Annotated in this window: 22 protein-coding genes; 13 read left to right on the top strand and 9 right to left on the bottom strand. The window is 68.1% G+C overall.

Translation table 11 applies throughout. The annotated features are described in order from the left end of the window. Positions 1–5 precede the first annotated feature (5 nt). A complete protein-coding gene (locus AC1D2H_RS01910) occupies positions 6–749 on the top strand; it encodes a winged helix-turn-helix domain-containing protein (protein WP_478009675.1) in 744 nt (247 codons plus the stop codon). After that, positions 750–2,834, top strand: a complete 2,085-nt coding sequence (locus AC1D2H_RS01905; RefSeq protein ID WP_478009674.1) for a PAS domain S-box protein — start codon at positions 750–752, stop codon at positions 2,832–2,834. Here the strand turns inward: AC1D2H_RS01905 and AC1D2H_RS01900 are convergent. From AC1D2H_RS01900 to AC1D2H_RS01890, 3 genes are read right to left on the bottom strand one after another with little or no spacing between them, the layout of a single operon-like run. Beyond that, entirely contained in the window at positions 2,831–4,441 is a 1,611-nt protein-coding gene (locus tag AC1D2H_RS01900; RefSeq protein WP_478009673.1) for a methyl-accepting chemotaxis protein, read from the bottom strand. The two genes, AC1D2H_RS01905 and AC1D2H_RS01900, sit on opposite strands and share 4 nt — an antisense overlap. A 56-nt stretch (positions 4,442–4,497) precedes the next feature. Further along, the gene (locus tag AC1D2H_RS01895; protein WP_478009672.1) at positions 4,498–7,860 is read right to left on the bottom strand and encodes a putative bifunctional diguanylate cyclase/phosphodiesterase; all 3,363 of its coding nucleotides are present in this window, start codon (positions 7,858–7,860) and stop codon (positions 4,498–4,500) included. Between the two features lie 44 nt (positions 7,861–7,904). After that, positions 7,905–8,678: a Crp/Fnr family transcriptional regulator gene (locus AC1D2H_RS01890; RefSeq protein WP_478009671.1), complete on the bottom strand. Its 774-nt coding sequence runs from the start codon at positions 8,676–8,678 to the stop codon at positions 7,905–7,907. Positions 8,679–8,879: 201 nt separating this feature from the next. Between AC1D2H_RS01890 and AC1D2H_RS01885 the strand changes: the two genes are divergently transcribed. Both AC1D2H_RS01885 and AC1D2H_RS01880 read left to right on the top strand, forming a co-directional pair. Further along, complete coding sequence (locus tag AC1D2H_RS01885; protein ID WP_478009670.1) at positions 8,880–9,374, top strand: ornithine carbamoyltransferase; 495 nt, start codon at positions 8,880–8,882, stop codon at positions 9,372–9,374. Between the two features lie 75 nt (positions 9,375–9,449). Beyond that, positions 9,450–10,046, top strand: a complete 597-nt coding sequence (locus AC1D2H_RS01880) for an NAD(P)H-dependent oxidoreductase (protein WP_478009843.1) — start codon at positions 9,450–9,452, stop codon at positions 10,044–10,046. A gap of 9 nt (positions 10,047–10,055) precedes the next feature. Here AC1D2H_RS01880 and AC1D2H_RS01875 read toward each other — a convergent pair whose 3' ends face one another. The 3 genes from AC1D2H_RS01875 to adhP are packed head-to-tail and all read right to left on the bottom strand — an operon-like array spanning position 10,056 to position 14,603. Beyond that, positions 10,056–12,716, bottom strand: a complete 2,661-nt coding sequence (locus AC1D2H_RS01875; protein WP_477937015.1) for a bifunctional acetate--CoA ligase family protein/GNAT family N-acetyltransferase — start codon at positions 12,714–12,716, stop codon at positions 10,056–10,058. A 12-nt stretch (positions 12,717–12,728) separates the two neighbouring features. Next, positions 12,729–13,562 (bottom strand): universal stress protein, encoded by an 834-nt coding sequence (locus AC1D2H_RS01870; protein WP_477937013.1) that lies wholly within the window; start codon positions 13,560–13,562, stop codon positions 12,729–12,731. A gap of 18 nt (positions 13,563–13,580) precedes the next feature. Continuing rightward, a complete protein-coding gene (gene adhP, locus AC1D2H_RS01865; RefSeq protein ID WP_477937011.1) occupies positions 13,581–14,603 on the bottom strand; it encodes an alcohol dehydrogenase AdhP in 1,023 nt (340 codons plus the stop codon). A gap of 208 nt (positions 14,604–14,811) precedes the next feature. Here adhP and phaR point away from each other — a divergent pair, with 208 nt between their 5' ends. From phaR to AC1D2H_RS01845, 4 genes are all read left to right on the top strand, one after another. Beyond that, entirely contained in the window at positions 14,812–15,342 is a 531-nt protein-coding gene (phaR, locus tag AC1D2H_RS01860; RefSeq protein WP_477937009.1) for a polyhydroxyalkanoate synthesis repressor PhaR, read from the top strand. Between the two features lie 114 nt (positions 15,343–15,456). Further along, positions 15,457–15,678 carry a hypothetical protein gene (locus AC1D2H_RS01855; RefSeq protein ID WP_477937007.1) on the top strand — a complete coding sequence of 74 codons (222 nt, stop codon included), beginning with the start codon at positions 15,457–15,459 and terminating at the stop codon, positions 15,676–15,678. Positions 15,679–15,765: 87 nt separating this feature from the next. Beyond that, positions 15,766–17,154 (top strand): 30S ribosomal protein S12 methylthiotransferase RimO, encoded by a 1,389-nt coding sequence (rimO, locus tag AC1D2H_RS01850; RefSeq protein WP_477937005.1) that lies wholly within the window; start codon positions 15,766–15,768, stop codon positions 17,152–17,154. After that, the gene (locus AC1D2H_RS01845; RefSeq protein ID WP_477937003.1) at positions 17,154–18,341 is read left to right on the top strand and encodes a PLP-dependent transferase; all 1,188 of its coding nucleotides are present in this window, start codon (positions 17,154–17,156) and stop codon (positions 18,339–18,341) included. The genes rimO and AC1D2H_RS01845 overlap by 1 nt, the downstream gene beginning before the upstream one ends. Here the strand turns inward: AC1D2H_RS01845 and smpB are convergent. After that, entirely contained in the window at positions 18,327–18,785 is a 459-nt protein-coding gene (smpB, locus tag AC1D2H_RS01840; RefSeq protein ID WP_477937001.1) for an SsrA-binding protein SmpB, read from the bottom strand. The genes AC1D2H_RS01845 and smpB overlap by 15 nt on opposite strands. A 47-nt stretch (positions 18,786–18,832) precedes the next feature. Here smpB and AC1D2H_RS01835 point away from each other — a divergent pair, with 47 nt between their 5' ends. Further along, on the top strand, positions 18,833–19,291 hold the full coding sequence (locus AC1D2H_RS01835) for a type II toxin-antitoxin system RatA family toxin (protein ID WP_477936999.1): 459 nt from the start codon (positions 18,833–18,835) through the stop codon (positions 19,289–19,291). Then, positions 19,278–19,598, top strand: a complete 321-nt coding sequence (locus AC1D2H_RS01830; protein ID WP_477936997.1) for an RnfH family protein — start codon at positions 19,278–19,280, stop codon at positions 19,596–19,598. Before AC1D2H_RS01835 ends, AC1D2H_RS01830 begins: the two co-directional genes overlap by 14 nt. Here the strand turns inward: AC1D2H_RS01830 and AC1D2H_RS01825 are convergent, their stop codons facing one another. After that, on the bottom strand, positions 19,599–20,111 hold the full coding sequence (locus tag AC1D2H_RS01825; protein ID WP_477936995.1) for a DUF4124 domain-containing protein: 513 nt from the start codon (positions 20,109–20,111) through the stop codon (positions 19,599–19,601). It lies immediately after the preceding gene. Between the two features lie 59 nt (positions 20,112–20,170). Here AC1D2H_RS01825 and guaB point away from each other — a divergent pair, with 59 nt between their 5' ends. From guaB to guaA, 3 genes are read left to right on the top strand one after another with little or no spacing between them, the layout of a single operon-like run. Further along, positions 20,171–21,640: an IMP dehydrogenase gene (guaB, locus tag AC1D2H_RS01820; protein WP_478009669.1), complete on the top strand. Its 1,470-nt coding sequence runs from the start codon at positions 20,171–20,173 to the stop codon at positions 21,638–21,640. Between the two features lie 60 nt (positions 21,641–21,700). Continuing rightward, positions 21,701–22,933: a TCR/Tet family MFS transporter gene (locus tag AC1D2H_RS01815; protein ID WP_477936991.1), complete on the top strand. Its 1,233-nt coding sequence runs from the start codon at positions 21,701–21,703 to the stop codon at positions 22,931–22,933. 7 nt (positions 22,934–22,940) lie between these two features. Next, entirely contained in the window at positions 22,941–24,527 is a 1,587-nt protein-coding gene (guaA, locus tag AC1D2H_RS01810; RefSeq protein ID WP_477936989.1) for a glutamine-hydrolyzing GMP synthase, read from the top strand. A gap of 448 nt (positions 24,528–24,975) precedes the next feature. Here the strand turns inward: guaA and AC1D2H_RS01805 are convergent. After that, on the bottom strand, positions 24,976–26,042 hold a 1,067-nt coding region (locus tag AC1D2H_RS01805), incomplete at its 5' end, for a PEP-utilizing enzyme (protein ID WP_478009668.1).

Below are 26,042 nucleotides of genomic sequence, written 5' to 3'. Positions count from 1 at the left end.
ACGCCGTGACTCCCCAGCACATTGCTGTTGTCGATGACGAAGCTGCCATCACGGAGCTGCTCGCCCACTACCTGGCCGGACACGGCTTTCGCGTCACGCAGCTGCATTCCGGGCGGCCGCTCATGGATCTGATGGTCAGCGACGCACCCCTGCTGGTGCTGCTGGACCTGGGCCTGCCTGGCGAGGACGGTTTCGCGATTGCCCGGCAGCTGCGCGAGCGCTGGCGCTGCGGTCTGGTCATCATCACGGGCCGTGGCGACTCGGTCGACAAGATTGTTGGCCTGGAAGTCGGCGCCGATGACTACGTCACCAAGCCCTTCGACTTGCGCGAGCTGGTCGCACGCATCAAGGCCGTGTTGCGTCGCATCGAACCGACCGTGCCGGGCGCAGCGAATGCGCCGGTGCCGCCGCCTGCGCCGACGGGCGGCGCCTGCCTGGCCTTCCTGGGCTGGCGCCTCGACCTGGCCGCCCGCCGCCTGGACGCTCCCGGCGGCGCCGAGGTGAGGCTCACGACCGGCGAGTTCGAGCTGCTGGCCACGCTGGTGCAGCATGCCGGCCGCGTGCTGTCGCGCGACTTCCTGCTGGAGCGGACCCGTGGCCGTGATGCCGCACCCTTCGACCGGACCATCGACGTGCAGGTCGGGCGGCTGCGCAAGAAGCTGGAGGCCGACGCGGAGAATCCCCAGATCATCAAGTCGGTGCGCGGGGCCGGCTACATCTTCGTGCCGCCGGTCGAACCGGTCCGATAGATGGACGCCGCACAGCCGCCCGGTGTACCGCCTGAGCCGGCGCAGGCCGTCGACGACCTGACGGTCTACCGATCGCTTTTTTCGGCCTATCCCGACGCGCTGCTGCTCGTGGACGCGGCTGGCCGCATCGTGCGGGCCAACCCTGCCGCGACCACGCTGCTGGGCTACGCCACGGAGGAACTCGTCGGCCTGAGCGTGGACGAGCTGGTGCCCGACAGCATCCGGCCGCGCCATGCGTCCTACCGCCATGCCTACGCGCACGCGCCGCGTTCCCGACCCATGGGCACGCAGATGGAGCTGGTGGCCAAGCGGCGCGACGGCAGTGAGGTCATGGTGGAGATCGCCCTGAGCCCGCTGCAGGACCATGGCCTGCCATTCGTGGTGGCGGCCATCCGCGACATTGGCGGCTATCCGCGCGTCAAGCAGGCCTTGCAGCGGGCGCGCTACAGCGAGCATCTCGCGCAGCTGGGCCGCCTGGCCGCAGATGGCCGTGATCCGCAGGCCTTGCTGCAGCAGGTGCCCGCCATCGCTGCCGAAGCGCTGGAGGTCGAGATGGCCCTCGTCCTGCTGCTGGAAAGCAGCCGGCTCGAGTTTCGCGTTGCCGGCGGGGTGGGATTGATAGCCGGTGAATCGCTCGGCGCCATCGTGCCCAACCGCAGCGACACCCCGTTGGGCTTCGTGCTGGCCCAGGGCCGATCGGTCGTGGTCGAGGACTTTCGCGATGAACAGCGCTTTGCGGTTCCGCCGGCTTATCTCGAAGCCGGGCTGGTCAGCGCATTGGCGGTGCCTTTGCTGGATCGTGGACGCGCCATCGGTGCCCTGAAGGTGCGCTCCCGGCAGTTGAAGCGATTCGGCGACGATGAACAGCGTTTCCTGCAGGCGCTGGCCAATCTGCTGGCCACCTGCCTGCAGCGCGCCCAGAGCGAGGAGGCCCTCAACCACGCCCAGCGCCTGGAGAGCGTGGGCCAGCTCACGGGCGGCATCGCGCACGACTTCAACAACCTGCTCACCGTCATCCAGGGCAATCTGCAGGTGCTGGAGGAGTTGCCGGCGCTGTCGGGCGAGGAGTTGGCCCTGCAGCTCGTGGGCGCGGCCACGCGCGCGTCCAAGCGCGGCGCTGAGCTGACGGGCAAGCTGCTGGCGTTCTCGCGCCGCCAGGTGCTGCAGCCCGATGCCGTCGATGTGGGAGCCATGCTGCTGTCGTTGTCGGACATGCTGCGCCGCACGCTCGACCAGCGCATCGCCATCGAGGTCGACATCGCCCAGGGCTGCCCGGCCGTGCTGGCCGACCCCGGGCAACTGGAGTCGGCCCTGCTGAACATTGCCATCAACGCCCGCGATGCGATGCCCGACGGAGGGTCACTGCGCTTCAGCGCCGGGCTGGTGGGCAGCCTGCCGGCCGATGTGAGGCGGGAGATCGACGATGTCAGCGCCCAGGACGAGCGCTTCGTGCGCCTCGCCATCTCGGACACCGGCTCCGGCATGCCCGAAGAGGTGAAGGAAAGAGCGTTCGAGCCCTTCTTCACGACCAAGCAGGCCGGGCGGGGCACAGGCCTGGGCCTCAGCACCGTCTATGGCTTCGTCAAGCAGTCCCGCGGCGCGGTGGCGATCGACTCGGCGCCCGGTGTCGGCACGACGGTCTCCCTCTACCTGCCTCGGCCCTGGGACGAGCACCTGTCTGCCGACGAACCCGCTGAGGGTAGCGACGCCATCCCCCCGGGCCTGAAGGTGCTGATGGTCGAGGACGATGCCGAAGTGCGTTCGGTGGCGAAGCGCTTCCTCGATGCGCTGGGTTGCGAGATCACGGTCTGCGCCAGCGCCGAGCAGGCCTTGCTGCTGTTGACGCCCGAGGCGCCTTTCGAGCTGCTGTTGACCGACATCGCGCTGGGCGCGGGCATGCGCGGCACGGAACTGGCGCGGCTGGCGCAGCAGAGGCTGCCGCGGCTGTCCATTCTGCTGATGTCGGGCTTCTCGGCAGAACTGCTGGACGCCGATCGCGACTCGCCGCCGGGTTGGGAGCTGCTGCCCAAGCCCTACTCGCGGTCCGAACTGGCGCAGGCCATCGCCCGCGCCCTGGTCGGTTAAGCCGCACCCAGCCGAGCAGCGCGCCTCAGGCCGACGGCATCGGGCTGGATGCGCGCGGTGGGGCTCCGGTCCAGCCGGAACAGGCGCAGCGTGGCGCTCACCTCTTCGGACTGGGCCAGAACCTGCTGGGCCGAGCCGGCGAGCTTTTCCACCAGACCCGCGTTCTGCTGCGTGAAGCCATCCATCTGCTGGATGACCTCGTGCATCTGCGAGATGCCCAGCAGTTGCTCCTGGGCGCCGCGGTCGATGTCGCCGATCAGGGTGGTGAAGTTCTCCACCGCCTTCAGTGTCGTGTCAATGCTCGAGCGCGCGCTGTCCGTCTGTCGTTCGGCCGCCTGCACCTGCTCGGTGGAGGCCTGGATGAGCTGCTTGATCTCGCGGGCTGCCGTGGAGCTGCGCTGCGCCAGCGCGCGCACTTCGGTGGCCACCACTGCGAAGCCGCGGCCATGCTCGCCCGCGCGGGCCGATTCGACGGCGGCATTGAGGGCCAGGATGTTGGTCTGGAAGGCGATGCTGTCGATGACCTGGATGATGTCGGCGATCTTGTGCGACGAGCGCGCAATGCCACCCATGGTCTCGGTGACCGAGTGGACGACCTGCGCGCTGCGGCGGGAGACGCCGCTGAGGTCTTCCGCCACGCCGCTGGCCAGGTGGGTGGTATCGGTGCTTTGGCGGACCGTGGCCGTGATCTGCTCCATGCTGGCCGCGGCTTCCTCCAGGCTGGCGGCCTGCGACTCGGTGCGCTGGGCCAGGTCGCGGTTGCCCTGGGCGATCTCGCGGCTGACGCGGTTCATCTGGTCCAGCTCGGCGCGCGTGTCGGAGACCAGCGAGCGCATGTTGACCGCCAGTTGAGCCAGGGCTTGCTCCAGCCCTCGGCTCAGGCGATCCCCGCTGGGCTGCAGGTTGTGGCTGAGGTCGCCAGCGGCGAGCTGGTTGGCATAGCGCTCGACGTGAATGAGGCCGCGGTTCCGCCTCTGCTGCGCCAGGGCCGCCGCGACAGAAGCGGCCAGGAAGACGGCGCAGGCTGCAATCCAGGGGCCCTGGCCAGCCAGTGCCACGCCCAGCGCGCCCACGGCAAGATAGCTGGGCGCCAGGCCCAGCCAGGGCTGTGAGGCCAGAGCGCGACTGATGCGCCCCAGCAAGCCGCGGCGCTGCACCTGGCCACGGTGCAGGGTGTGGACCAGCTCGCCGGCTTGCTGCTCGTCGCGCATCTGCGCATAGAGCTGCTCGGCCGCATCGATCTGGGCGCGGCTGGGGGCAGACCGCACCGACAGGAAGGCGATGGGCTGGCCGTTCTCGACCAGCGGCGTGACGTTGGCCAGCACCCAGTAGTGGTCGCCATCCTTGCGGCGGTTCTTCACCAGCCCGGACCAGGGCTGGCCGGCGGAGATCGTGGCCCAGAGGTCGCGGAAGGCCTCGGGCGGCATGTCGGGGTGCCGGATCATGTTGTGGGGTTGGCCGAGCAACTCGTCGCGCGAATAGCCGCTGACGTCCACGAAGGCCGCGTTGCAATGCAGGATGCGGCCCTTCAGATCAGTGGTCGAGACGAGGTTGCGATCGGCCGGGACCGGGTATTCGCGATCGGTGACTGGCAAGTTGCTACGCATGGAGGTCTCCCTGCCGCGATGCGCGGCGGTACTGGTGAAAGAGGGTGGGGTGTGGTTCAGGAAGCAAGCGCCAAATCCGCCTCGGCGACCAGCCTTCGCTGCAGCGCCTCAGGCGTGTCGGGCCGGCCGAAGTGGTAGCCCTGCATCTCGTCGCAGCCCTGGCGAAGCAGGTGGTCGCGCTGGGCGGGCGTCTCCACGCCCTCGGCGACGACGCGCAACCGCAGGCGATGCGCCAGCCCGATCACGGCGTCGACGAGGGCCTCGCCGTCCGGCGCCTCGCCAATGCGGCGCACGAAGGACTGGTCGATCTTCAGCGCGTCGATCGGAAGCTGCTGCAGATAGGCCAGGCTGGAATAGCCGGTGCCGAAGTCGTCCAGCGACACCTTGACGCCCAGGTCCCGCAGCCGCTGCAGCATCTGCGTTCCGGCTTGCGGGTTGCTGATGAGCATGCCCTCGGTCAGCTCCAGTTCAAGGTAGCGCGCGGGCACCTGGTGCTGCTCCAGGGCCCAGGCCACGACGGCGTCCAGGTCCCCAGCGGTGAATTGGCGCGCGGCCACGTTGACGGCGATGGGCACCACTGGCAGTCCGGCGTTCATCCACGTCCGGATCTGGCGGCATGCCGTGTCGATGACCCAGGCGCCGATGGCGAGGATGAGGCTGCTGTGTTCGGCCAGCGGGATGAACTCGCCCGGGGAAACGAGGCCGACGCCGGTCCGGTTCCAGCGCAGCAGCGCTTCGGCCGCAATGGTCTCGCCGCTGTTGGCGTCGACCTTGGGCTGGTAGTGCAGCAGCAGCTCGTTGCGCTCGATGGCGCGGCTCAGCGCTGCCTCCAGGTCCAGCTTGGCCATGGCCTTGCCGTTCATGTCATCGGTGTAGAAGCAGAAGCGGTTGCGGCCCATGTCCTTGGCGCGGTACATGGCGGCGTCGGCATCCCGCAGCAGTTCCACGGCCGAGGAGCTGCCGTCGTCGGGGAAGGTGCTGATGCCGATGCTGGCTGTCAGATAGGCGTCCTGGCCGCAGGACAGCGCGACGGGCGCCGAGACCGCGGCCAGCAGGTCGCCGGCCAGCGTGGCGATGCAGCCAGCACCGGGTCCCCCATCCAGGATGACAAGGAATTCGTCGCCACCGAGCCGACCGAGGAAGTCCGTCTGGCGCAGGCGGGTCTTCAGCCGGTCGGCAATGCAGACCAGCAGTTCATCGCCGGCGGGATGGCCCAGGCTGTCATTGACCGTCTTGAAGCCGTCGAGGTCGAGGACCATCACGACGGCCCGGCTCTCGTGGCGGCGCGCCTTGCTCAGTACCTGCTCGAGGTGACTTTGCAGCAGCATGCGGTTGGGCAGGCGTGTCAGGGGGTCGTGGTGGACGAGCCAGTCGGCCTGGGCCTCGCTGTCCTTGAGGCGGCTGATGTCGGTGAACACGCCCACGTAGTGAGTCACCGGTCCGTCGTCCTCGCGCACGGCGCTGATGGTCAGCCATTCGGGGTAGATCTCGCCGTTCTTGCGGCGGTTCCAGATCTCGCCCTGCCAATGGCCGGTCTGACTTAGCGACGCCCACATGTCCTCGTAGAACGTCTTGTCATGCCGGCCGGAGTGCAGCAGCTGCATGCTGGCGCCGACGGCCTCGTTCATGGCGTAGCCCGTGATGGCCGTGAATGCGCGGTTGACCAACTGGATGTGGCCCTGTGAATCGGTGATGACGACGCCGTCGCGGATGTCCTCGAAGACGGTGGCCCACTGGCGCATGCGCTGCTGCAGGTCGCGCCGCTCCGTGATGTCGCTGGAGATGCCGTAGACGCCGATGGTGCGCCCCTCGTCGTCCACGAGCCGGCCCTTGCCGCAGGCATAGACCCTCTCGCCATCGGCCATCGTCAGCCGCGTTTCGACGCAGACGGGCTTGTCCGCGCGCAGCACGGCGGCGTCGTCTTCGAGCAGGCGGCGTACTTGATCGGGTGGAAACAGCTCCGTGGAGTCCAGACCGATCAATTGCTCAGGGGTGCGTCCCAGCGACTTGCAGAGCTCGCGGTTCACGAACAGGTAGCGGCCCTGCAGGTCCTTGGCGAAGATGGCATCGGTCGAGGAGTTGGCGATGGCTTCGGCGATCTTCCAGGCGCGCTCCTTGTCCTGGCTGGCCACCGCCATGCGCGAAGCCGCCTGCAGTTCGCGCCGCTTCATGGCGCCGTAGATGACCGCCCCGGCGGCCAGCACGGCCAGGATGTTGACGATGGCCAGCGTTGCCGCGCCGGACACGGTATCGCCCTGCAGCAGGCTGCGAGGTGCCTGCATCGCGACATACCAGGCCGAACCGCGGACCGCTGCGGCCACGGCGGCCTTGGCCTCGTCGTCATGCTCCAGGCCGTCCAGCACCGTGCCGGCCAGGGACGGGCTGCTGGACAAGGTGGCCAGTGAGGCGCCGGACGCATCCGTTGGCTGTGCCAGCGGCATGTCCGAGCCGTTGACGCCGATGGCCAGCAGGCCTTGGCTGGCGGGGCGGAAGAAGAGCGTCTCGGTTGTGTCGATGACCGAGCGCGACAGCAACTGGGGCAGCAGCGTGCGGCGCGGCGCGGTGCGCAGCAGCAGCACCGTTTCGGGCCTGCCGTCGACGCCGGGCAGCGGCACGAACAGGTCGAACTGCAGGCTGGCAGGGTCGCCCGCCCGAGCCTGGAAGTCACTGCTGCTCACCAGGCCGCGCAACATCGCCCCGCCAGCGCCAGATGACGTGGCAGTGTCGAGGTGTCGCGCGCGGCTGTCCGGCGCCAGCAACAGCTGACCCTGCTCGTCGAGCAGCAGCGCATCGGTGTAACGCGAGGAGGCGAGCAGCAACAGCAACTGCCGGCGCATGTCGGCGGTCAGCGCGTCATCCGGGCTGCGATGCCAGCGTTGCACGCTGGCGCGAAATTGCGTGTCGGTGGCAAGCCGCCGGGCTTCGTCGGTACGCCTTTCGACCCAGCCCTGGACCATGTCCGCCTTGAGCGCGGCTTCACGGCGCAGATGGTCCACCTGCTGCTCATGGGACTTGCGGGTCGAACTCGCGTAGCTGACCAGGCTGGCCAGGACCACGGTCGCCGACAGCAGCGCGAACACCCACAGCAGGTTGCCCGAGCCGATCGGGTGCGCCGCACCGCTGTTGGTACGGCGACCACGCGCCGCCACGAAGTAGATCAGGCCACTGGTCGCCAGCACGAAGGCCAGGCCCTTGCCCTGGCTGACGGCCGACAGGGTCGCGACGTCGGGGGCCACGAACTGCAGCAGCCTGTCGGACAGGATGATCCATGCCAGGCCGAAGGCGGCGTATGCGGCCGCGATCTGCTTCGGGGTTCCCGGCAGCAGGCGACGCAGTGACGTCGCATCATGGTTGGGGGGCCCGCCTTCGGCCGCTGGGTTCAGAGAAGTTGCGCTTGGATCTTGATGCTGTGCATTCATGGTGTCTCCCTGGATCGCCGCGTCGCCTTCGAAGGGCGTGTCGCTCAGTGAAGGCCGGCTGTCGCCGGACGGCGACTGGTGAAGGCGACCAGGGCATGGAAGTCGGGGATGCAGATGTCGCGACGGCTTTTTTCGTTGAAGGCGATCAACCGGGCCCGGGCCAGCCTTGACAGCACGCGGCTGACCGTCTCCAGCGTCAGGCCGAGGTAGTTGCCGATCTCGGCGCGGGTCAGGCGCAGGCTGATCTGGTCGGTGCGCAGGCCGCGTACGAACAGGGAGTCGGCCCAGTCGTGCAGGAAGGTGGCGACCCGGGCGTCTGCCGGGAGGGTGCAAAGCGCCGTCTTGGCCTCGCGATCGCGCATGATTTCGCTGCTCATGGCCTGATGCAGCAGGGCCATGAGGCGCGGCTGTTCGGCACAGGCCCGCAGCAAGGCGTCGTAGCGCAGCGACCAGACCTCCGCCGTGTCCATCGCGACGGCGTCGCAGGCAAAGCTGCCCTTGGCGATGCCGCCGAAGCCCAGCCAGTCGCCGCGGAACTTCAGCCCCACCACCTGCTCGTGGCCGCCCTCGGAGACGCTGAGCAGCTTGAAGCAGCCCGAGTTCAGCACGTACAGATGCTCGAAACGCTCGCCGTTGCGGTAGAGCACGTCGCCAGCGTGCACGATGCGCCGCGTGGGCTTCAGTGTGGCTTGCAGCAGCGCCAGGTCATCGGTGATGCGTTGTCCGGTCGACGCAGCCGTCCGCGTGCTCGACCCGTCGGGGGCAGGAAAGGCCGGGGCGTCTGGGCGCTGGATGGCGCTGTGCGGGGTGGTGTGCATCTGGGGCTCCGGTGAGGGCTGATTGATGCGATGGATGCTAGGTAGCGCCCGCCAATGCGATGCCAACGGGCGGCACCAGTCGGTCGCACTGCGTAACACTCGGTGAACAGACGGTGACGGAGCTTCGCAACACCAGGCCGGATCCAGCGGCGTTGACCTGCGTCAATGCCCGCGCATGTCGCGTCGCTACGCTGGCGGCCAATGTCTGCAAAACCCCGTCAAGGCGTCACGAGCGCCGACTTCTCCAACCCCGAAGATGCAGCCGCCCTGGTGCTGCAGGCGCAAGCGCTCTCCAAGCTCGGCAACGGCGCACTGAAGCTGCTGCAAGGCAAGAAGCTGGCACTCGTGTCGCCCCGGCCGGGCGAGGCGAGTGAGGGCGAATTCGTCCATGCCGCCACGGCGCTGGGTGCGCATGTGTCATATGTCCACCTGGGGCTCGACGAGGACAGCAGCGCACAGCAGATCGCCACCACCGCGCGGGTGCTGGCCAGGCTTTACGACGCCGTCGAATGCCAGCACCTGCCGGCCACACTGGTCGGGCGGATCGCAAGCAGCACCACCATTCCCGTCTTCGCCGGGCTGGCGACCCAGGACCATCCGACGGCAGCGCTGGTTGATTCCGTTGGCATCGACGCGGCGCCCGCCGTCAGGCGCCGCGCCATTCTTCAGGCGGCCCTGGTGCTCAGCGTGCCGTGAAGGCCGCGGACCGACCCGCGAGCTGGATTGATCCAGCGCAATGGCCGGGGCCGCCTGTCGGGCTACCGTGGGGCCATGACCCCCCAAGCGCGCCACGTCCTGTTGATCCTTGGCCATCCCGACGGCAATGGCAGCCACCTGTGCCACGCGCTTGCGGATGCCTACGCAGAAGGTGCCGGCCGGGCCGGGCATGAGGTTCGTCGCATCGACGTCGCCCAGCTCGACTTCCCGCTGTTGCGCAGCAAGCAGGCGTGGGAGGAAGGGCCGGTGCCGCCCGCGCTGCTGCCAGCGCAGGCCGACATCGGATGGGCCGATCACGTCGTGCTGTTCTTCCCGCTGTGGCTGGGCGACATGCCGGCGCTGCTCAAGGCCTTTCTCGAACAGGTGGCGCGCCCCGGTTTCGCGGTCGGCAAGGCCGGCCAGGAATCGCTGGGCACCAAATTGCTGAAGGGGCGCTCGGCCCGCGTCGTCGTGACCATGGGCATGCCGGCGCTGGTCTACCGCTGGTACTTCCGGGCACACAGCGTGAAATCGCTGGAGCGCAACATCCTCGGATTCGTCGGCTTCGCGCCCGTGAGCGAGACCTTGATCGGCGGCGTGGAGGGGTTGGAGGAAGCCGGCGTTGCCAAGTGGCTGGCGCGCATGCGCAAGGCCGGCGAGCGCGCCGACTGAAGCGCGCGGTCAGCCTACCGCGCGGCTCGCGACGAAGACTTCGGGCGGCTGCATGCCGTCCGCCTGGATGTCGAAGCCCATGGGCTTGAGCAGGTTCAGCATGGCGCGGTTCTCGCGCAAGACATGGCCGACCAGGCGCTGGGTGCCGCGCGACGCCGCATAGTCCAGCAAGGCCTGCATCAGCAATCGGCCAAGGCCCTGGCCCTTGAGGTCGCTGCGCACCAGCAGGGCGAACTCAGCATCGACGTTGTCGGGGTCGCGCACGAGGCGACCCACGGCCAGCGTGGTCGGGCAGCCCGGTGCCTGCTCGTCGACGATGAGCAAGGCCATCTCGCGCTCGTAGTCGATCTGCGTCATGCGGGCCAGATCGTCGTGGGTCAAGGCGTGCGGCGCCTGGAAGAAACGCATGCGCAGGTCTTCAGGGCTGCAGGCCTCCAGGAATTCGCGGTGCAGGGCCTCGTCTTCGGGCCGGATCGGGCGCATGACCAGGGTGTTGCCTCGCCAGTGCAGCGTGCGGACCAGTTCGGCTGGGTAGGGGCGCACTGCAAAACGCGCCATCCCCGAGGGCGCCGAAGAGGACAGGCGCACGCGCGCGTCCAGCGCGACAACGCCGTGCTCGTCGGCCAGCAGCGGGTTGATGTCCAGCTCGGCCATTTCGGGCAGGTCGGCCAGCATCTGCCCGACCGCGATCAGCGTGTCGCACAGCGCATTGAGTTGCGCCGGTGGCCGATCGCGGTAGCCCGCCAGCAAGCGTGCCACGCGCGTGCGGTCCACCAGATCGCGAGCCAGCGTGCGGTTCAGCGGCGGCAGCGCCACGGCGCGGTCGCCCAGCACTTCCGCAGCGATGCCGCCCTGGCCGAACAGCAGCACCGGGCCGAAGATGGCGTCGACATGGGCGCCCACGATCAGTTCCTGGGCATGGGGCCGCTGCACCATGGCCTGCACGCTGAAACCCTCGATGGGGGCTGCGGGGCGCGTGGCCTGCAGCTGAGCCAGCATGTCCCGCGCCGCCGCCCGCACGGCGTCCTCGTCGCGCAGGTCCAGGCGCACGCCGCCGGCATCCGACTTGTGCAGGATAGCGGCGGACACCACCTTCAGCACCACCGGCCCGCCAATCTGGCGAGCCGCATCGACGGCAGCCTGTGGCGATGCGCCGACGCGCAATGTGGGCACCACGGGAATGCCGTAGCTGGCCAGCAATGCCTTCGCATCGACCTCATCCAGCCACTCCCGGCCCGCTGCAATGCCCGTGTCGATGATGGCGTGCGCCTTGGCGCGGTCCGGCTCTGCCTGCGTGCTGGCGCTGGGGGTCTGGCGCAGCGCGGCCTGATTGCGCCGATAGGTCTGCATCAGCGAGAAGGCCCGCACGGCTTCCTCGGGTGTCTCGTACCCGGCGATGCCGGCCGCCTCGAAGGCACGTCGCGCCGGCGCGGCGCTGTGGCCGCCCATCCAGCAGCTCAGCACACGGCCGCTGTGTTCTGCCATCAGCGGGGCGCAGGCCCGGGCGATGGCCTCGCTGGGCACGATGGCCGTTGGTGCATGCACGAACAGCACGGCGCCAGCTTCAGGGGCGTCAAACAGGGCCTTGAGCGTTTCCACATAGCGCTGCGCCGGCGCGTCGCCAATGATGTCGATGGGGTTGCCATGCGACCAGTTGGCGGGCAGCACGGCGTTGAGTCGCTGCATCAGCGCCGGACCCGGCCGCGCCAGCGGCACGCCCATGGCGGAGGCCGCGTCGGCCACCATCACGCCAGCGCCGCCGCCATTGGTCACCACCATCAGCTCGCGGCTGTGGTTGTCGCGAAAACGCGCCAGCGTCTGTGCGGCGATGAAGAGGTCTTGCAGGGTGTCCACGCGCAACATGCCGGCGCGGCGTATGGCCGCGTCGAAGGCGAAATCCTCGCCCGCCAGGGCCCCGGTATGCGAGGCCGCCGCCCGGATGCCGGCCGGCGCGCGGCCGGCCTTCACGACGATGACCGGTTTGGTGCGCGCAGCAGCGCGCGCCGCCGACATGAACTTGCGCGGCGAGTTGATGGACTCGATGTAGAGCAGGATGGCGCGCGTGCGCCGGTCCGCGGCCAGATGGTCCAGCAGGTCGCCGAAGTCGACGTCCATGTGCTCGCCCAGGGAGATCAGGTGGGAGAACCCGATCTGTTCGGCATTCGCCCAATCCAGCAGGGCGGTCAGCAAGGCGCCCGACTGTGACACCAGCGCCAGCTCGCCAGGCAGGGCGCTGGCCTGGGTGAAGCTCGCGTTCAGGCCCAGGTGAGGGCTCAGCAGGCCGATGCAGTTCGGACCCAGCAGCCTCAGCGTGTGCGGTCGCGCGGCGTGGAGCGCGGCCTGCTTCTGCAGCACCGTGAGACCGGCAGTGACGATGATGGCAGCGCGCGTGCCGAAGGTGCCGAGCTGTTCGATCAGCGGCACGATGGTGTCTGGTGGCGTGCACAGCATGGCCAGTTCCGGCACGAAGGGCAGCTCGGCCACGGCGCTGAAGCATCGCGCGCCGTCGAGCGCCTGCAGCCGCGGGTTGACGGGGGCCAATGCCCCCTTGAAACCCCCGGCGGCCAGATTGCGCCAGACGGTGGTGCCGACCCGCCCGGGCTTGTCCGAGGCGCCGAAGACGGCCACGGACTCTGGCGCCAGCAGTCGGTTGAGATGGCGTTGGGTCATGGGACGCTGCGCTCAGTGGGACATCAGTACCGGTGCGGTCATCGACGCCAGCAGGGTGCGCGAAACGCCACCGAACAGCCGCTCGGTCCAGCGCGCATGGCCATAGGCGCCCATGACGATGAGGTCGGCGCCGGTGTCGGATGCAGCGTTGAGCAGCGCGTCGCCGATGGACACGGTCGTGACCTCGTCGCGCACCTCGGCGTCGACGCCCTGGAAGGCCAGCCACTGCCGGATGCCGGCCAGACGCGCCAGCGGCCCCGTGCCTTGCGCATCGCGGCGCCAGTGCATCAGCGTGACCTGCCCGGCACGGCGCAGCAAGGGCAGGGCATCGGTCAGGGCGCGCACGGATTCGGGGCTGCCATCCCAGGCCACCAGCACCCGCTGCGTGCGGACCGGCTCCCGGTGGGTGTAGGGGATCAGCAGCACGGGCCGGGCGCAGGCGAGCAGCACCTGCTCGAGCTCGGCTTCCTGCTGGCGGTGGCCGGGCACCGAGGGGTCGGGTTGGCTCATGATCAGCAGGTCGGCGCATTGGGCGCGCAGCACGAGCGAGGTCGATGCCGGGGACGGGTCGGCCAGCGCTTCAAAAGACGGCAGCGCCTCCGACGTGCAGCGTTTGCGAAACCCTTGCGCGCTGGCCATGGCCTCGGCCAGCAGGAGTTCGCTGGCGGCCGCTGCCGCGTCGGCCATCGCCGCGGCGCCGTGTCTGGCCTGCGCATCCAGGGCAGCCGTGGGCGCCAGGCCGATCAGATGCGCCTCGAACTGGCGGGCCAGCGCGATGGCGATGTCGGTACGGGCCCCATTGGCCGGTGTCGCATCGAGTGCGACGAGGATGCTGCGATATGTCATGTGGATCTCCTTGAGGGGTCACTCGAAGCTCAGCACCGCCCGGCCATCGATGCGCCCCAGCCGCAGCTCATCGAAGATGCGGTTGATGTCATCGAGGCGGTGCGTGGTGGTGCTGGCGTGCACCACGCCGTCGGCCGCGAACTGCAGCGCTTCATTCAGGTCCTGCCGCGTGCCGACGATGGAGCCGCGCACGGTCTTGGCATTGAGGACGACGTCGAAGATCGGCAGCGCGAAGTCGCCGGGCGGCAGGCCGACCATGGACATGGTCCCGCGCTTGTGCAGCATGCCCAGCGACTGGCCGAAGGACTCGCGCGACACGGCGGTCACCAGGGCGCCGTGCACGCCGCGCAGCTCGCGCTGGAGCACGGCGACGGGGTCCTCCTCGGCCGAGTTCACGCAGAGTTCGGCGCCCAGTTGCTTGGCCAGCCGCAGCCTGGCGGTGTCGATGTCCACCGCCACGACGTGAAAACCCATGGCCCGCGCGTATTGCACGGCCAGGTGCCCCAGGCCGCCGACGCCGACGATGGCCACCCACTGCCCCGGCCGGGCGTCCAGCACCTTCAGCCCCTTGTAGACCGTCACGCCGGCGCACAGGATGGGCGCCAGCGATTCGAATGACAGGCCGTCCGGCAGATGGCCCACATAGCCTGGGTCGGCCAGCACGTATTCGGCGAAGCCGCCGTTGACGGTATAACCCGTCATCTGCTGGTGATCGCAAAGCGTCTCCCAGCCTGTCATGCAGTGCTCGCAGTGGCCGCAGGCGGTGTGCAGCCAGGGCACGCCGACGCGATCGCCCTCGCGGATGCCCTTGACGCCCGCGCCCACGGCGGCGACATGGCCGACCCCCTCGTGGCCAGGGATGAAGGGCAGGGGCGGCTTGACGGGCCAGTCGCCGTCGGCCGCGTGCAGGTCGGTGTGGCACACGCCGCAGGCGGCCACCTTGACGAGGACCTGCCCGGCCGGCACCTCCGGAACGGGGACTTCCTCCAGGCTGAGGGGCTCGCGATAGGCACGAACGACGGCGGCTTTCATCGTGGGCATGACAGCTCCTGCGAGCCTGTGGCTCAATGGCCGTGAGCCTAGGTCGAGCGATCGAATCAGACCTTGCGCCTGATCAAGCGCTGCGAGTCGGGGTGCGCGGGTCTTGTCGCGGGCAGAGGCTGTCGAATTTGACGAGCCCCAGGTAAACCCGTTCAGAGCGGCTGTCAGCTCTGCCTAGAATTTGCTGCACTGCACAGGAGATCAGCGCATGGCGACTGCCCGCAAGAAAGCGGCACCCGATCAAGCCCAGGCCGGCGACACCAAGCCCAGCCTGCGCATTCTCAAGAAGTACCCCAACCGCCGCCTCTACGACACCCAGACCAGCAGCTACATCACGCTGGCCGACGTGAAGCGCATGGTGCTGGAGGGGATCGACTTCGAGGTGCACGATGCCAAGAGCCAGGAAGACCTGACGCGCTCCATCCTGCTGCAGATCATCCTGGAGGAAGAGACCGGCGGCGTGCCGATGTTCTCGACCAACTCGCTGGCGCAGATCATCCGTTTCTATGGCCACGCGATGCAGGGCGTCATGGGTGGGCTGCTGGAGCGCCAGATGCAGGCCTTCACCGACCTGCAATCGCGCTTTACCGAGCAGACGCCAGGCGGCGTCCCCTTCACGCCCGACGCCTGGACCGGGCTGATGGGCGGCTATGCCGAGCAGTCCAAGACGCTGATGAACCAGTGGCAGGAGCAGCTCAAGCAGGCGGGCGTGATGTTCCCGTTCGTGCCCAAGAAATAGCCACCCCCGCCGCGCCGGCCCGACCCGCGTAACAGTGGGTGAGGCCTGTTAGCGGCGCCTTGAGCTTGCGCCGACTGGCCGCAGGTGCTCCCTCCGATGTGGACGGGAGCGAGCATGATCCAGAAAGAACACCAGCGGCGCATCCATGTGCCGCCGGGGCACCAGCTGAGGCCGACGGGCACCGAATCGCTGCAGCGCGAAGGGGTGGAGACCCGTCTGTCCTACTTCGAGGTCGTCGACCCCGCGGGTTTGCGGGTCGGCAGCTATGTCGTGCGCGAGGCCCGGTCGACCCAGCCGCCGTTCGCGGCCTCCGTCACGGTCGAAGCGGTGGAATAGCGGTTTTTTCAGTGAAGCCCGGTGGTTTCACGCGGCCACGCGACAGCTGAAAAGTACGCTTGGCGCCACATCGCCGAAAATACGGGGATGAATGAACAGATCACCCCCGCCGCGATCCCGAAGATTGGCTTCGTTTCACTTGGCTGCCCGAAAGCGCTGACCGACAGCGAACTGATCCTCACCCAGCTCCGCGCCGAGGGCTACGAGACCTCCAAGACCTTTGCCGGCGCCGACCTGGTCATCGTCAACACCTGCGGCTTCATCGACGACGCCGTCAAGGAAAGCCTGGACACCATCGGCGAGGCCCTGGCCAAGAACGGCAAGGTCATCGTGACCGGCTGCCTGGGCGCCAAGGCTGGCGCTGCCAGCACGGATGCCGGCAGCCTGGTGCGCGAGATCCACCCAAGCGTGCTGGCCGTGACCGGCCCGCATGCCACCCAGGAAGTCATGGACGCGGTGCACACCCATGTGCCCAAGCCCCACGACCCCTTTGTCGACCTGGTGCCCAGCTACGGCGTCAAGCTGACGCCCAAGCACTACGCCTACCTGAAGATCAGCGAGGGCTGCAACCACCGCTGTTCCTTCTGCATCATCCCGAGCATGCGCGGCGACCTGGTGTCGCGCCCCATCGGCGATGTGCTGAACGAGGCGCGCGCGCTGTTCGAGAGCGGCGTCAAGGAACTGCTCGTCATCAGCCAGGACACCTCGGCCTATGGCGTGGACGTGAAATACCGCATGGGCTTCTGGGACGGCAAGCCGGTCAAGACGCGCATGCTGGACCTCGTCGCCCAGCTCGGCGAGATCGCCAAGCCCTTTGGCGCCTGGGTGCGCCTGCACTACGTCTACCCCTACCCGCACGTCGACGCGGTGCTGCCGATGATGGCCGAAGGCCTGGTGCTGCCCTATCTGGACGTGCCCTTCCAGCATTCCCATCCCGACGTGCTCAAGCGCATGAAGCGCCCGGCCAACGGCGAGAAGAACATGGAGCGCATCCTGCGCTGGCGCGAGGCCTGCCCGGAGCTCGTGATCCGCTCGACCTTCATCGCCGGCTTCCCCGGCGAGACCGAGGCCGAGTTCCAGCATCTGCTGGACTTCATGCAGGAAGCCAGGATCGACCGCGCCGGCTGTTTTGCCTATTCACCGGTCGACGGCGCCAGCGCCAACGACATCCCCGGTGCGCTGCCGACCGAAGTCCGCGAGGAACGCCGTGCGCGCTTCATGGCGGTGGCTGAAGCCGTGTCGGCCGCCAAGCTGCAGGCCCGCGTCGGGCAGACGCTGCAGGTGTTGATCGACTCCGCGCCGGCCCTGGGCCGCAAGGGTGGCGTGGGCCGTTCCTATGCCGATGCGCCCGAGATCGACGGCACCGTGAAGATCCTGCCGCCCGAGAAGGCCAGCAAGACGATGAAGGTGGGCGACTTCGTGCGCGCCCGCGTCGTCGCGGCGGATGGGCACGACCTCGTGGCAAGCCTGGTCTGATGAGCAAGAGAGCAGCAAGCACCAAGCTGATCCACCACCCTTACCGCGCCCCCGAAGGCTGGGATGCGGTGCCCGTGCCCGTGGCCAAGGCCTCGACCGTGCTCTTCAAGAACACGGCCGACCTGCACAAGCCGCGGCCGCGCGATGGCCTGACCTATCGCTACGGCCTGCATGGCACGCCGACGAGCTACACGCTGGCAGCGCGCATTGCCACGCTCGAGCATGCCGAGCATTGCCTGCTCGTGCCCAGCGGGCTGGCGGCCGTGACGCTGCCGTCGCTGGCCGTGCTGCGCCCGGGCGACGAGGTGCTGGTGCCGGACAACGTCTACGGCCAGAACCGCTACCTGACCGAGTCCTGGCTGCCGCAGTGGGGTGTCAGACATCGCTTCTACGACCCGCTGACGGTGCCGGTGCTGCACGACAACACCAGGCTGGTCTGGCTGGAGGCCGCGGGCTCCATCACGCTGGAGTTCCCCGACCTGCTGGGCACGTTGGCCGCCTGCCGTGCGCGGGGCATCACCACGGCGCTGGACAACACCTGGGGCGCCGGCCTGGCCTTCAACGGCTTCGAGCCGGCACCGGGCACCCACCCGGGCCTGGGCGCCGACATCGTCATGCAGGCGCTGACCAAATACGCCAGCGGCGGCGCCGACGTGCTGATGGGTTCGGTCTGCACACGCGATCGCAAGCTGCACGACCGCCTCAACCATGCCCACGAGCACCTGGGCTATGGGTTGGGCCAGAACGACGTCGAACTGGTGTTGCGCGGCCTGCCGACGCTGCCGCTGCGCTATGCCGCCCAGGACCGCGTGACGCGCCAGCTCGCCAGCTGGATGGCGGGCCGGCCCGAGGTCGCGCAGGTCTTCCATCCGGCCCTGCCGGGCTCGCCGGGGCATGAGCACTGGCTGGCCGTTGGTGGGGCGGGTGCCGCCTGCCTGTTCTCGGCCGTCTTCAAGCCCGACTACAGCGCAGCGCAGGTGGATGCCTTCGTCGACGCGCTGCAGCTTTTCGGCATCGGCTATTCCTGGGCCGGCCCCATGAGCCTGGCCGTGCCCTACGACATGAGCCGCAGCCGTGACCTGCCGCTGCCGTTCGACGGCGGCACGCTGGTGCGATTTGCGATTGGCCTGGAAGACGGCGCCGACCTCAAGGCCGACATCGAGCAGGCCTTGTCAGCTCTTGTTTGAGACCTTGTGTCTCATCAATTGCCCCTTCTCGCGCTCCCAATCCCGCTTCTTCTCGGTCTCGCGTTTGTCGTGCTGGGCCTTGCCCTTGGCGAGCGCGATGTCGGCCTTCACGCGGCCGCCCTTGTAGTGCAGGTTCAGCGGCACGAGGGTGAAGCCGCGCTGCTCGACCTTGCCGACCAAGCGCTTGATCTCGGCCTTGTGCATCAGCAGCTTCTTGGTGCGGTCGGCCTCGGGTGAGACGTGGGTGGAGGCGCTGCGCAGCGCGTTGATGCGGCAGCCGATCAGGAACAGCTCGCCGTCCTTGATCATCACGTAGCCATCGGTCAGCTGGACCTGGCCGGCGCGGATGGCCTTGATCTCCCAGCCGGAGAGCACGACCCCCGCCTCGAACTGCTCTTCGATGTGGTAGTCGTAACGGGCGCGGCGGTTCTCGGCGATGGACATGAAGTGGGATGTGGGGCCCGAGGCCCTTCTTACAATCCTGGCATTCTATGAAGCAGGTCAAAAAGTCCGTTCTGCTCTGGTACACGCCGCGCGAGATGTACGAGCTGGTCACCGCGGTGGAGCGCTATCCCGAGTTCCTGCCCTGGTGCAACAAGGTCGAGGTGCTGGCCCGTGAGGCCGACACCGTCACGGCCCGCCTGCACCTCGCTTACGCCGGTGTGCGCCATGCCTTCACGACGCGCAACCGCAACGAGGACGGGCGCAGCGTGCGCATGGAGCTCGTCGACGGCCCCTTCTCCCATCTGGATGGCCTGTGGCAGTTCCAGCCCCTGAACAAGCCGGGGGCGGATGGCGAGGCCACGGCCTGCAAGATCGTCTTCGAGCTCAGCTACGCCTTCAGCAGCGGGGCGCTGGAGGCCGTGGTGAGCCCGGTGTTCGATCGCATCGCCAATACCTTCGTCGACAGCTTCGTGCAGCGCGCCGAGAGCCAATATGGCCCGCGTTGAGCTGGTGTGGAGCCCGCAGCCGGGCGATGTCCAGCACCGCTGGCTGGAGGTGGAGGAGGGCGCCACCATAGCCGCCGCCCTGCGTGGCTGTGCCGATTTCATGGCCGCGCAGCAGCAGCCTCTGGAGCAATTGCAGGTCGGGATCTGGGGCCGTCTGCGACCGCTGACGACGCCGCTGCGCGAGCGCGACCGCATCGAGGTCTACCGCCCGCTCACCGTCGACCCCAAGGAGGCGCGGCGCCTGCGTTACGCCAAGCGCGGCGAGCGCATCGTGTCGCGGCACCGGCCGCAGGCGGGCAAGGCCTGATCAGCGGCACTCGCTGGTGATGGCGTCGCGCGCACGGCCGACTTCGGCGGCGATCTGGGCCTCGTCCATGAAGACGCGTTCGCCCTTGTCATTGGTGCGGGTCAGGCGCGTGCCGCTCTGCAGTTCGCGCAGATTGGCCTGGGCGCGGCTGCAGTTCTCGCGGCGCACCGCGGCGACGCGGCGCTCCTCTTCCTTCTTCTTGGCGGCGTCGCCTTCCTGGTCCTGCTTTTGGCGCGCAGCGGCCTCCTGCTCGGCCTTGGTGGGCGCGCTGGCGGCCGGCTTGGGCGCCGAAGCGGCACTGGCCTGGGCACCCGGTGGCGCGACGACGATGGTCTGCTTCGCGACATAGGGCCGCTGCAGGATGTCCTTTTCAGGCGTGCCGGGCGGCGGCGGCATGTCGCTGTACTGCACATTGCCCTTGGCGTCGCGCCACTTCCACTGCGCCTGGGCGGCGCCGGCCATGACGAGGCAGAGCAGGGCGAGGACGATGGGGCGAAGGGCTTTGCTGGGCATGCGTGCAGTTTAGCTGGGCGACCTCCGTATAATGCCGCTTTGCGTCTGGAGCTTTCCTCATGCGCCTTCTCGGCAAAGCGCTCACCTTCGACGATGTTCTGTTGGTGCCAGCGTTCTCCCAGGTGTTGCCCCGCGACACCAGCCTTGCGACCCGCCTGTCGCGCAATATCCCCCTGAACCTGCCCCTGGTGTCCGCTGCGATGGATACCGTGACCGAAGCACGCCTGGCGATCGCGATCGCGCAGGAGGGTGGCATCGGCATCGTGCACAAGAACCTGAGCGCCGAAGCCCAGGCTCGCGAAGTCGCCCGGGTCAAGCGCTACGAGAGCGGCGTCGTCCGCGAGCCGCTGACCATCGGCCCCGACGCCTCGGTGCGCGACGCCGTCGAGCTGGTCCGCCAGCACGGCTTCTCCGGCTTCCCGGTCGTCGAAGGCAAGCGTGTCGTCGGCATCGTCACCGGCCGCGACCTGCGCTTCGAGACCCGCATGGACGCCAAGGTCAGCGAGATCATGACGCCGGCGAACAAGCTCATCACGGTGCGCGAAGGCGCGTCACTTGAAGAAGCCAAGGCGCTGATGCACGCCCACAAGCTGGAGCGTGTCGTCGTCATCAACGACGTCTTCGAGCTGCGCGGCCTGATGACGGTCAAGGACATCACCAAGCAGACCAGCTTCCCCAATGCTGCGCGTGACAGCCACGGCAAGCTGCGCGTCGGCGCGGCGGTCGGCTTCGGCGAAGACACCGAGCTGCGCGTGGAACTGCTGGTCAAGGCCGGCGTCGACGCCCTCATCGTCGACACCGCCCACGGCCACAGCGCCGGCGTGCTCGAGCGCGTGCGCTGGGTCAAGCGCGCCTTCCCGCAGGTCGACGTCATCGGCGGCAACATCGCCACCGGTGCCGCGGCCCTGGCCCTCGTCGAGGCGGGCGCCGACGGCGTCAAGGTCGGCATCGGCCCCGGCTCCATCTGCACGACCCGCATCGTCGCCGGCGTCGGCGTGCCCCAGATCACCGCCATCGACAACGTCGTGACGGCCCTCAAGGGCACCGGCGTGCCGGTCATCGCCGACGGCGGCATCCGCTACTCGGGCGACGTGGCCAAGGCCATCGCGGCCGGCGCCGACACCGTCATGATGGGCGGCGCCTTCGCCGGCACCGAGGAAGCCCCGGGCGAGACCATCCTCTACCAGGGCCGCACCTTCAAGAGCTACCGCGGCATGGGCTCCATGGGCGCGATGGCCAAGGGCAGCGCCGACCGCTACTTCCAGGACACCTCGGCCAACAACCCGAACACGTCCAAGCTGGTGCCCGAAGGCATCGAGGGCCAGGTGCCCTACAAGGGCTCGGTCGTGCAGGTCATCTTCCAGATGGCCGGCGGCCTGAAGGCCTCGATGCACTACTGCGGCTGCGGCTCCATCGCCGACATGCAGGACAAGGCCGAGTTTGTCGAGATCACGACGGCGGGCATGCGCGAGAGCCATGTCCATGACGTGCAGATCACCAAGGAAGCGCCCAACTACCGCAGCGAATGAGCTGCTGACGGCGACAACGGGGCGAACGAGAGTCGCCCCGTTTCGCTTTTCAAGAAGACGATGAGTCCCTCCACGCAACGCACCCCGGCCATGGGCTTCATCATGGCCGCCGTGCTGATCGACATGATCTCCATCGGGCTGATGGTGCCGGTGCTGCCGCATATCGTCGGGACCTTCACGCACAGCAATGACGAGCAGACCTCGGCCTTCCTGCTGGTGACCATGGCCTTCGGCGTGGCCAACTTCATCGGCTCGCCCGTCCTGGGCTCGCTATCGGACCGATTCGGCCGCCGCCCGGTGCTGCTGATCGGCTTTGCGGGCCTGGCGCTGAGCTTTTTCGTGACGGCCGTGGCCACGGCGCTGTGGATGCTGGTTGCCGTGCGCCTGTTCTCGGGCGCCATGCAGGCCAATATCGCGATTGCCAACGCCTACGTGGCCGACATCACGCCGGCCGAAGACCGCGCGCGCCGTTTCGGCCAGCTGGGCGCGATGTTCGGCGTCGGCTTCATCCTCGGCCCCGTCATCGGCGGCTGGCTGGGCCACTACGACGTGCATTGGCCTTTCCTGGCTGCCGGCTCGATGGCCGTGCTGAACTGGTGCTACGGCTTCTTCGTGCTGCCCGAGTCGTTGCCGCTGGACCGGCGCACGGGTTTCAACTGGAAGAAGGCCAATCCGGTCTCGGCCCTGCGCGGCCTGGCGGCGCTGAAGGGCGTCGGCTCCCTGGTCGCGGTCATCGCGCTGGCGTCGCTGGCGCAGTTCATGTTGCACATGACCTGGGTGCTTTACACCAAGTTCAAGTTTGGCTGGGGGCCGCTCGAGGTCAGCTGGTCGTTGTTCGCGGTGGGCATCGTGTCGGTGCTGAGCCAGGGCGTGCTGCTCAAGCCGCTGCTGGCGCGCTTCAGCCCGCGGCGGCTGGCCCTCATCGGCATGGGCTCGGCGTCCCTGGCCTATCTCGGCTTCGGCCTCGCGACCGAGGGCTGGATGATGTATGCCGTCATCGGCTTCAATCTGCTCGGTGGCGTTGCCACGGCGGCGGTGCAGAGCATCATTTCCAACGCGGCAGGGCCGACCCGGCAAGGCCAGGCCATGGGCGCCGTGTCGTCGCTGAACAGCCTGATGGCCGTCATCGCGCCCATCGTGGGCCTGACCCTGCTGGGCTGGGTGTCGCACTGCCCGGCCACCGACCCGCTGATGGGCCTGCCCTTCTATACCTGCGCCGCATTGCAACTGATCGCCCTGATCCTTGCCTATCGCTTCTTCCACGGCCAGCGCACCGCTTTGCAAACTGCCTGAGATCACCATGCAACACGACAAAGTCCTCATCCTCGACTTCGGCTCCCAGGTCACGCAGCTCATCGCCCGGCGCGTGCGCGAAGCGGCGGTGTATTGCGAGATTCACCCGAACGACGTGTCGGACGAGTTCATCAAGAGCTTCGCGCCCAAGGCCATCATCCTGTCGGGCAGCCACGCCTCCACCTACGAGGACCACGAGCTGCGCGCGCCGCAGGCCGTGTGGGACGCCGGCGTGCCGGTGCTGGGCATCTGCTACGGCATGTTCACGATGACGGTGCAACTCGGCGGTGAGGTCGAGGCCGCCGACCACCGCGAGTTCGGCTATGCCGAGGTGCGCGCGCATGGCCATACCAAGCTGCTCGAAGGCATCCAGGACTTCGAGACGCCTGAAAAGCACGGCATGCTGAAGGTCTGGATGAGCCATGGCGACAAGGTCACCGTGATGCCGCCGGGCTTCAAGCTGATGGCCTCCACGCCCAGCTGCCCCATCGCCGGCATGGCCAACGAGGAGAAGCGCTACTACGCCGTGCAGTTCCACCCCGAGGTCACGCACACCGTGCAAGGCGATGCGCTGCTGCGCCGCTTCGTGCGCGACATCGCCGGCTGCCAGGGCGACTGGCAGATGGGCAGCTATATCGACGAGTCCGTGGCGAGGATCCGCGAGCAGGTCGGCGACGAGGAAGTCATCCTCGGCCTGTCGGGCGGCGTCGACTCGTCGGTGGCCGCGGCGCTCATCCACCGCGCCATCGGCGACCAGCTCACCTGCGTCTTCGTCGACCACGGCCTGCTGCGCCTGAACGAGGGCGACATGGTCATGGACATGTTCGCGGGCAAGCTGCACGCCAAGGTGATCCGCGTCGATGCGAGCGAACAGTTCATGGGCAAGCTGGCCGGGGTGACCGATCCCGAGCGCAAGCGCAAGATCATCGGCGCCGAGTTCGTCGAGGTCTTCCAGGCCGAAGCCAAGAAGCTGAAGAACGCCAAGTGGCTGGCCCAGGGAACCATCTATCCCGACGTCGTCGAGAGCGGTGGCACCAAGACCAAGAAGGCCACGACGATCAAGAGCCATCACAACGTCGGCGGCCTGCCCGAGACGCTGGGGCTCAAGCTGCTGGAGCCGTTGCGCGAGCTGTTCAAGGACGAAGTGCGGGCGCTGGGCGTGGCCCTGGGCCTGCCGGCCGACATGGTCTACCGCCATCCCTTCCCGGGCCCGGGCCTGGGCGTGCGCATCCTCGGCGAGGTGAAGAAGGACTTCGCCGACCTGCTGCGCCGGGCGGACGCCATCTTCATCGAGGAACTGCGCAACACCATCGACCCGGCCAGCGGCAAGAGCTGGTATGCGCTGACGTCGCAGGCCTTCGCCGTCTTCCTGCCGGTGAAGAGCGTGGGCGTGATGGGCGACGGCCGCACCTATGACTACGTCGTCGCGCTGCGCGCCGTGCAGACCAGCGACTTCATGACCGCCGACTGGGCCGAGCTGCCTTACTCGCTGCTCAAGCGCACCAGCGGCCGCATCATCAACGAGGTGCGCGGCATCAACCGCGTGACCTACGACGTCAGCAGCAAGCCGCCCGCGACGATCGAGTGGGAGTGAGGGTCAGGTCTGCTATTGAGCTGAAGGCGTTGCGCGTGATCGATGTAATGCGCCGACCGGTTGAGCCCACCGTGGTCCAGCAGTCGCTTAGCCGGCAAACCGTTCTTTGACCGTTGCCGCCGCTAGCGGCCCTTGGATCGCGAAATCTGGGTGACAGCAGCCAGCCGATTCTGTTGAAAAACTGGAATTTGACGAGTTCGCACGAACGATTCGGGCCTTAGAACTCTCGACGTCGAGCATGGCGTCCCGCCGGGCCAAGTCCTATGGAAATCGCGTCTGGAAGCCTTTGCGTGGCGCGCAGCGCCAACCACGCGAGGCACCTGTCCTGCGGCCAGAAGATCCGCCCCTCGCGGCAGCCTTGGTCAACCGAGTTTTTCAACAGAACCGGCCTAGAGCCCACGTCCGCACAAGGCTGTCCGACACCGGCTTTGCAGGGCGGACGACGGCTCTAGGCTGGCCCAGGGGGCGGTTGGGTTGGAGCAGGCCCCGGCAGGATCTCGACGAAGCCGTCGCCACCATGGACCCGAATCCAATGGCCGTCGCAGATCAACCGGGTAGCCCCCTGCACGCCCACGACGGCGGGCAAGCCGTACTCGCGCGCGATGACTGCACCATGTGTCGTCGGCCCGCCGACTTCCGTGACCAGCCCGGCGATGGCGACGAACAAGGGCGTCCAGCTCGGATCCGTGAACGGCGTGACCAGGATGTCACCGGGTTGCAAATCGGCCCGCGCTGCATCAAAGACCACGCGGGCCCGGCCTTCCACGCTGCCTGCGGACACCCCCATGCCGACCAGCGCACCAGCGGGCAAGTCGTCACGGCGGTGAACCCCGGCGACTGCCTCGCCTTCCGACGTCAATACACGCGGTGGGGTCAGTGTCGAGTGCCATTCGAAGGCTTGCTTGCGCTCGCGTATGAGCTCGCGATCGACCTTCTGCATGCGGACGGTGTCCTGGAGTTCCTCAAATCTCAGGCTGAAGATGTCGTCCACGCCGTCGATCACGCTGGCCTCGACAAGGCGCTGCGCCTCCTGGATCAGCGCCTGCCTGTAGAGGAACCAGCGGCACATCCAGGCGTACTTCGGGTACTCACGGTAGCCAGCCAATGCGCGGGCCCGGTCGATCATCTTCTTGACTTGCATGGCCTTGCGCTCACCGTCGGGCAGTGCGCGCAGGCTGTCGAGCACCTCAAGCTCCTTCAGCCGCGCGCGCTGCAGGCCTTCGGTGAATCGGCGCCGGCCGGCGCCCGACTCGAAGCTCTTGATGTTGACCAGCAGCATCGGCAGCATCAGCGACGGCCTCTCCCGCCACCGCGGCCGGGCCACATCGATCTCACCGATGCAGCGCATGCCATACAGCTCAAGCCACCGCCGGATGGCGCGGCCGGCCTCTGGACCACCCGGTAACTTCTCCAGCCCGTCCAGGAAGCAGTCATCGCGGGCCTCCTTCAGAAAGGCGACGAGATGCCGATGCGGGCGAATCTCATCGGCAACGTCCATCAGCGCCAGCCCCATCT

Source organism: Roseateles sp. P1_C1_2 (assembly GCF_056406535.1).
Note: the sequence above shows the minus strand (reverse complement) of the source record. Positions and strands in the feature narration are given on the sequence as shown.

Bases quoted from the DNA above. Each gene is read 5' to 3' on its own strand.
- AC1D2H_RS01870 (WP_477937013.1), bottom strand. From the start codon at position 13,562: ATGACATATCGCAGCATCCTCGTCGCACTCGATGCGACACCGGCCAAT.
- guaA (WP_477936989.1), top strand. From the start codon at position 22,941: ATGCAACACGACAAAGTCCTCATCCTCGACTTCGGCTCCCAGGTCACG.
- AC1D2H_RS01855 (WP_477937007.1), top strand. From the start codon at position 15,457: ATGATCCAGAAAGAACACCAGCGGCGCATCCATGTGCCGCCGGGGCAC.
- AC1D2H_RS01830 (WP_477936997.1), top strand. From the start codon at position 19,278: ATGGCCCGCGTTGAGCTGGTGTGGAGCCCGCAGCCGGGCGATGTCCAG.
- AC1D2H_RS01815 (WP_477936991.1), top strand. From the start codon at position 21,701: ATGAGTCCCTCCACGCAACGCACCCCGGCCATGGGCTTCATCATGGCC.
- adhP (WP_477937011.1), bottom strand. From the start codon at position 14,603: ATGCCCACGATGAAAGCCGCCGTCGTTCGTGCCTATCGCGAGCCCCTC.
- AC1D2H_RS01825 (WP_477936995.1), bottom strand. From the start codon at position 20,111: ATGCCCAGCAAAGCCCTTCGCCCCATCGTCCTCGCCCTGCTCTGCCTC.
- AC1D2H_RS01845 (WP_477937003.1), top strand. From the start codon at position 17,154: ATGAGCAAGAGAGCAGCAAGCACCAAGCTGATCCACCACCCTTACCGC.
- phaR (WP_477937009.1), top strand. From the start codon at position 14,812: ATGGCGACTGCCCGCAAGAAAGCGGCACCCGATCAAGCCCAGGCCGGC.
- AC1D2H_RS01885 (WP_478009670.1), top strand. From the start codon at position 8,880: ATGTCTGCAAAACCCCGTCAAGGCGTCACGAGCGCCGACTTCTCCAAC.
- AC1D2H_RS01835 (WP_477936999.1), top strand. From the start codon at position 18,833: ATGAAGCAGGTCAAAAAGTCCGTTCTGCTCTGGTACACGCCGCGCGAG.
- AC1D2H_RS01900 (WP_478009673.1), bottom strand. From the start codon at position 4,441: ATGCGTAGCAACTTGCCAGTCACCGATCGCGAATACCCGGTCCCGGCC.
- AC1D2H_RS01880 (WP_478009843.1), top strand. From the start codon at position 9,450: ATGACCCCCCAAGCGCGCCACGTCCTGTTGATCCTTGGCCATCCCGAC.
- AC1D2H_RS01895 (WP_478009672.1), bottom strand. From the start codon at position 7,860: ATGAATGCACAGCATCAAGATCCAAGCGCAACTTCTCTGAACCCAGCG.
- smpB (WP_477937001.1), bottom strand. From the start codon at position 18,785: ATGTCCATCGCCGAGAACCGCCGCGCCCGTTACGACTACCACATCGAA.
- AC1D2H_RS01890 (WP_478009671.1), bottom strand. From the start codon at position 8,678: ATGCACACCACCCCGCACAGCGCCATCCAGCGCCCAGACGCCCCGGCC.
- rimO (WP_477937005.1), top strand. From the start codon at position 15,766: ATGAATGAACAGATCACCCCCGCCGCGATCCCGAAGATTGGCTTCGTT.
- AC1D2H_RS01905 (WP_478009674.1), top strand. From the start codon at position 750: ATGGACGCCGCACAGCCGCCCGGTGTACCGCCTGAGCCGGCGCAGGCC.
- AC1D2H_RS01875 (WP_477937015.1), bottom strand. From the start codon at position 12,716: ATGACCCAACGCCATCTCAACCGACTGCTGGCGCCAGAGTCCGTGGCC.
- guaB (WP_478009669.1), top strand. From the start codon at position 20,171: ATGCGCCTTCTCGGCAAAGCGCTCACCTTCGACGATGTTCTGTTGGTG.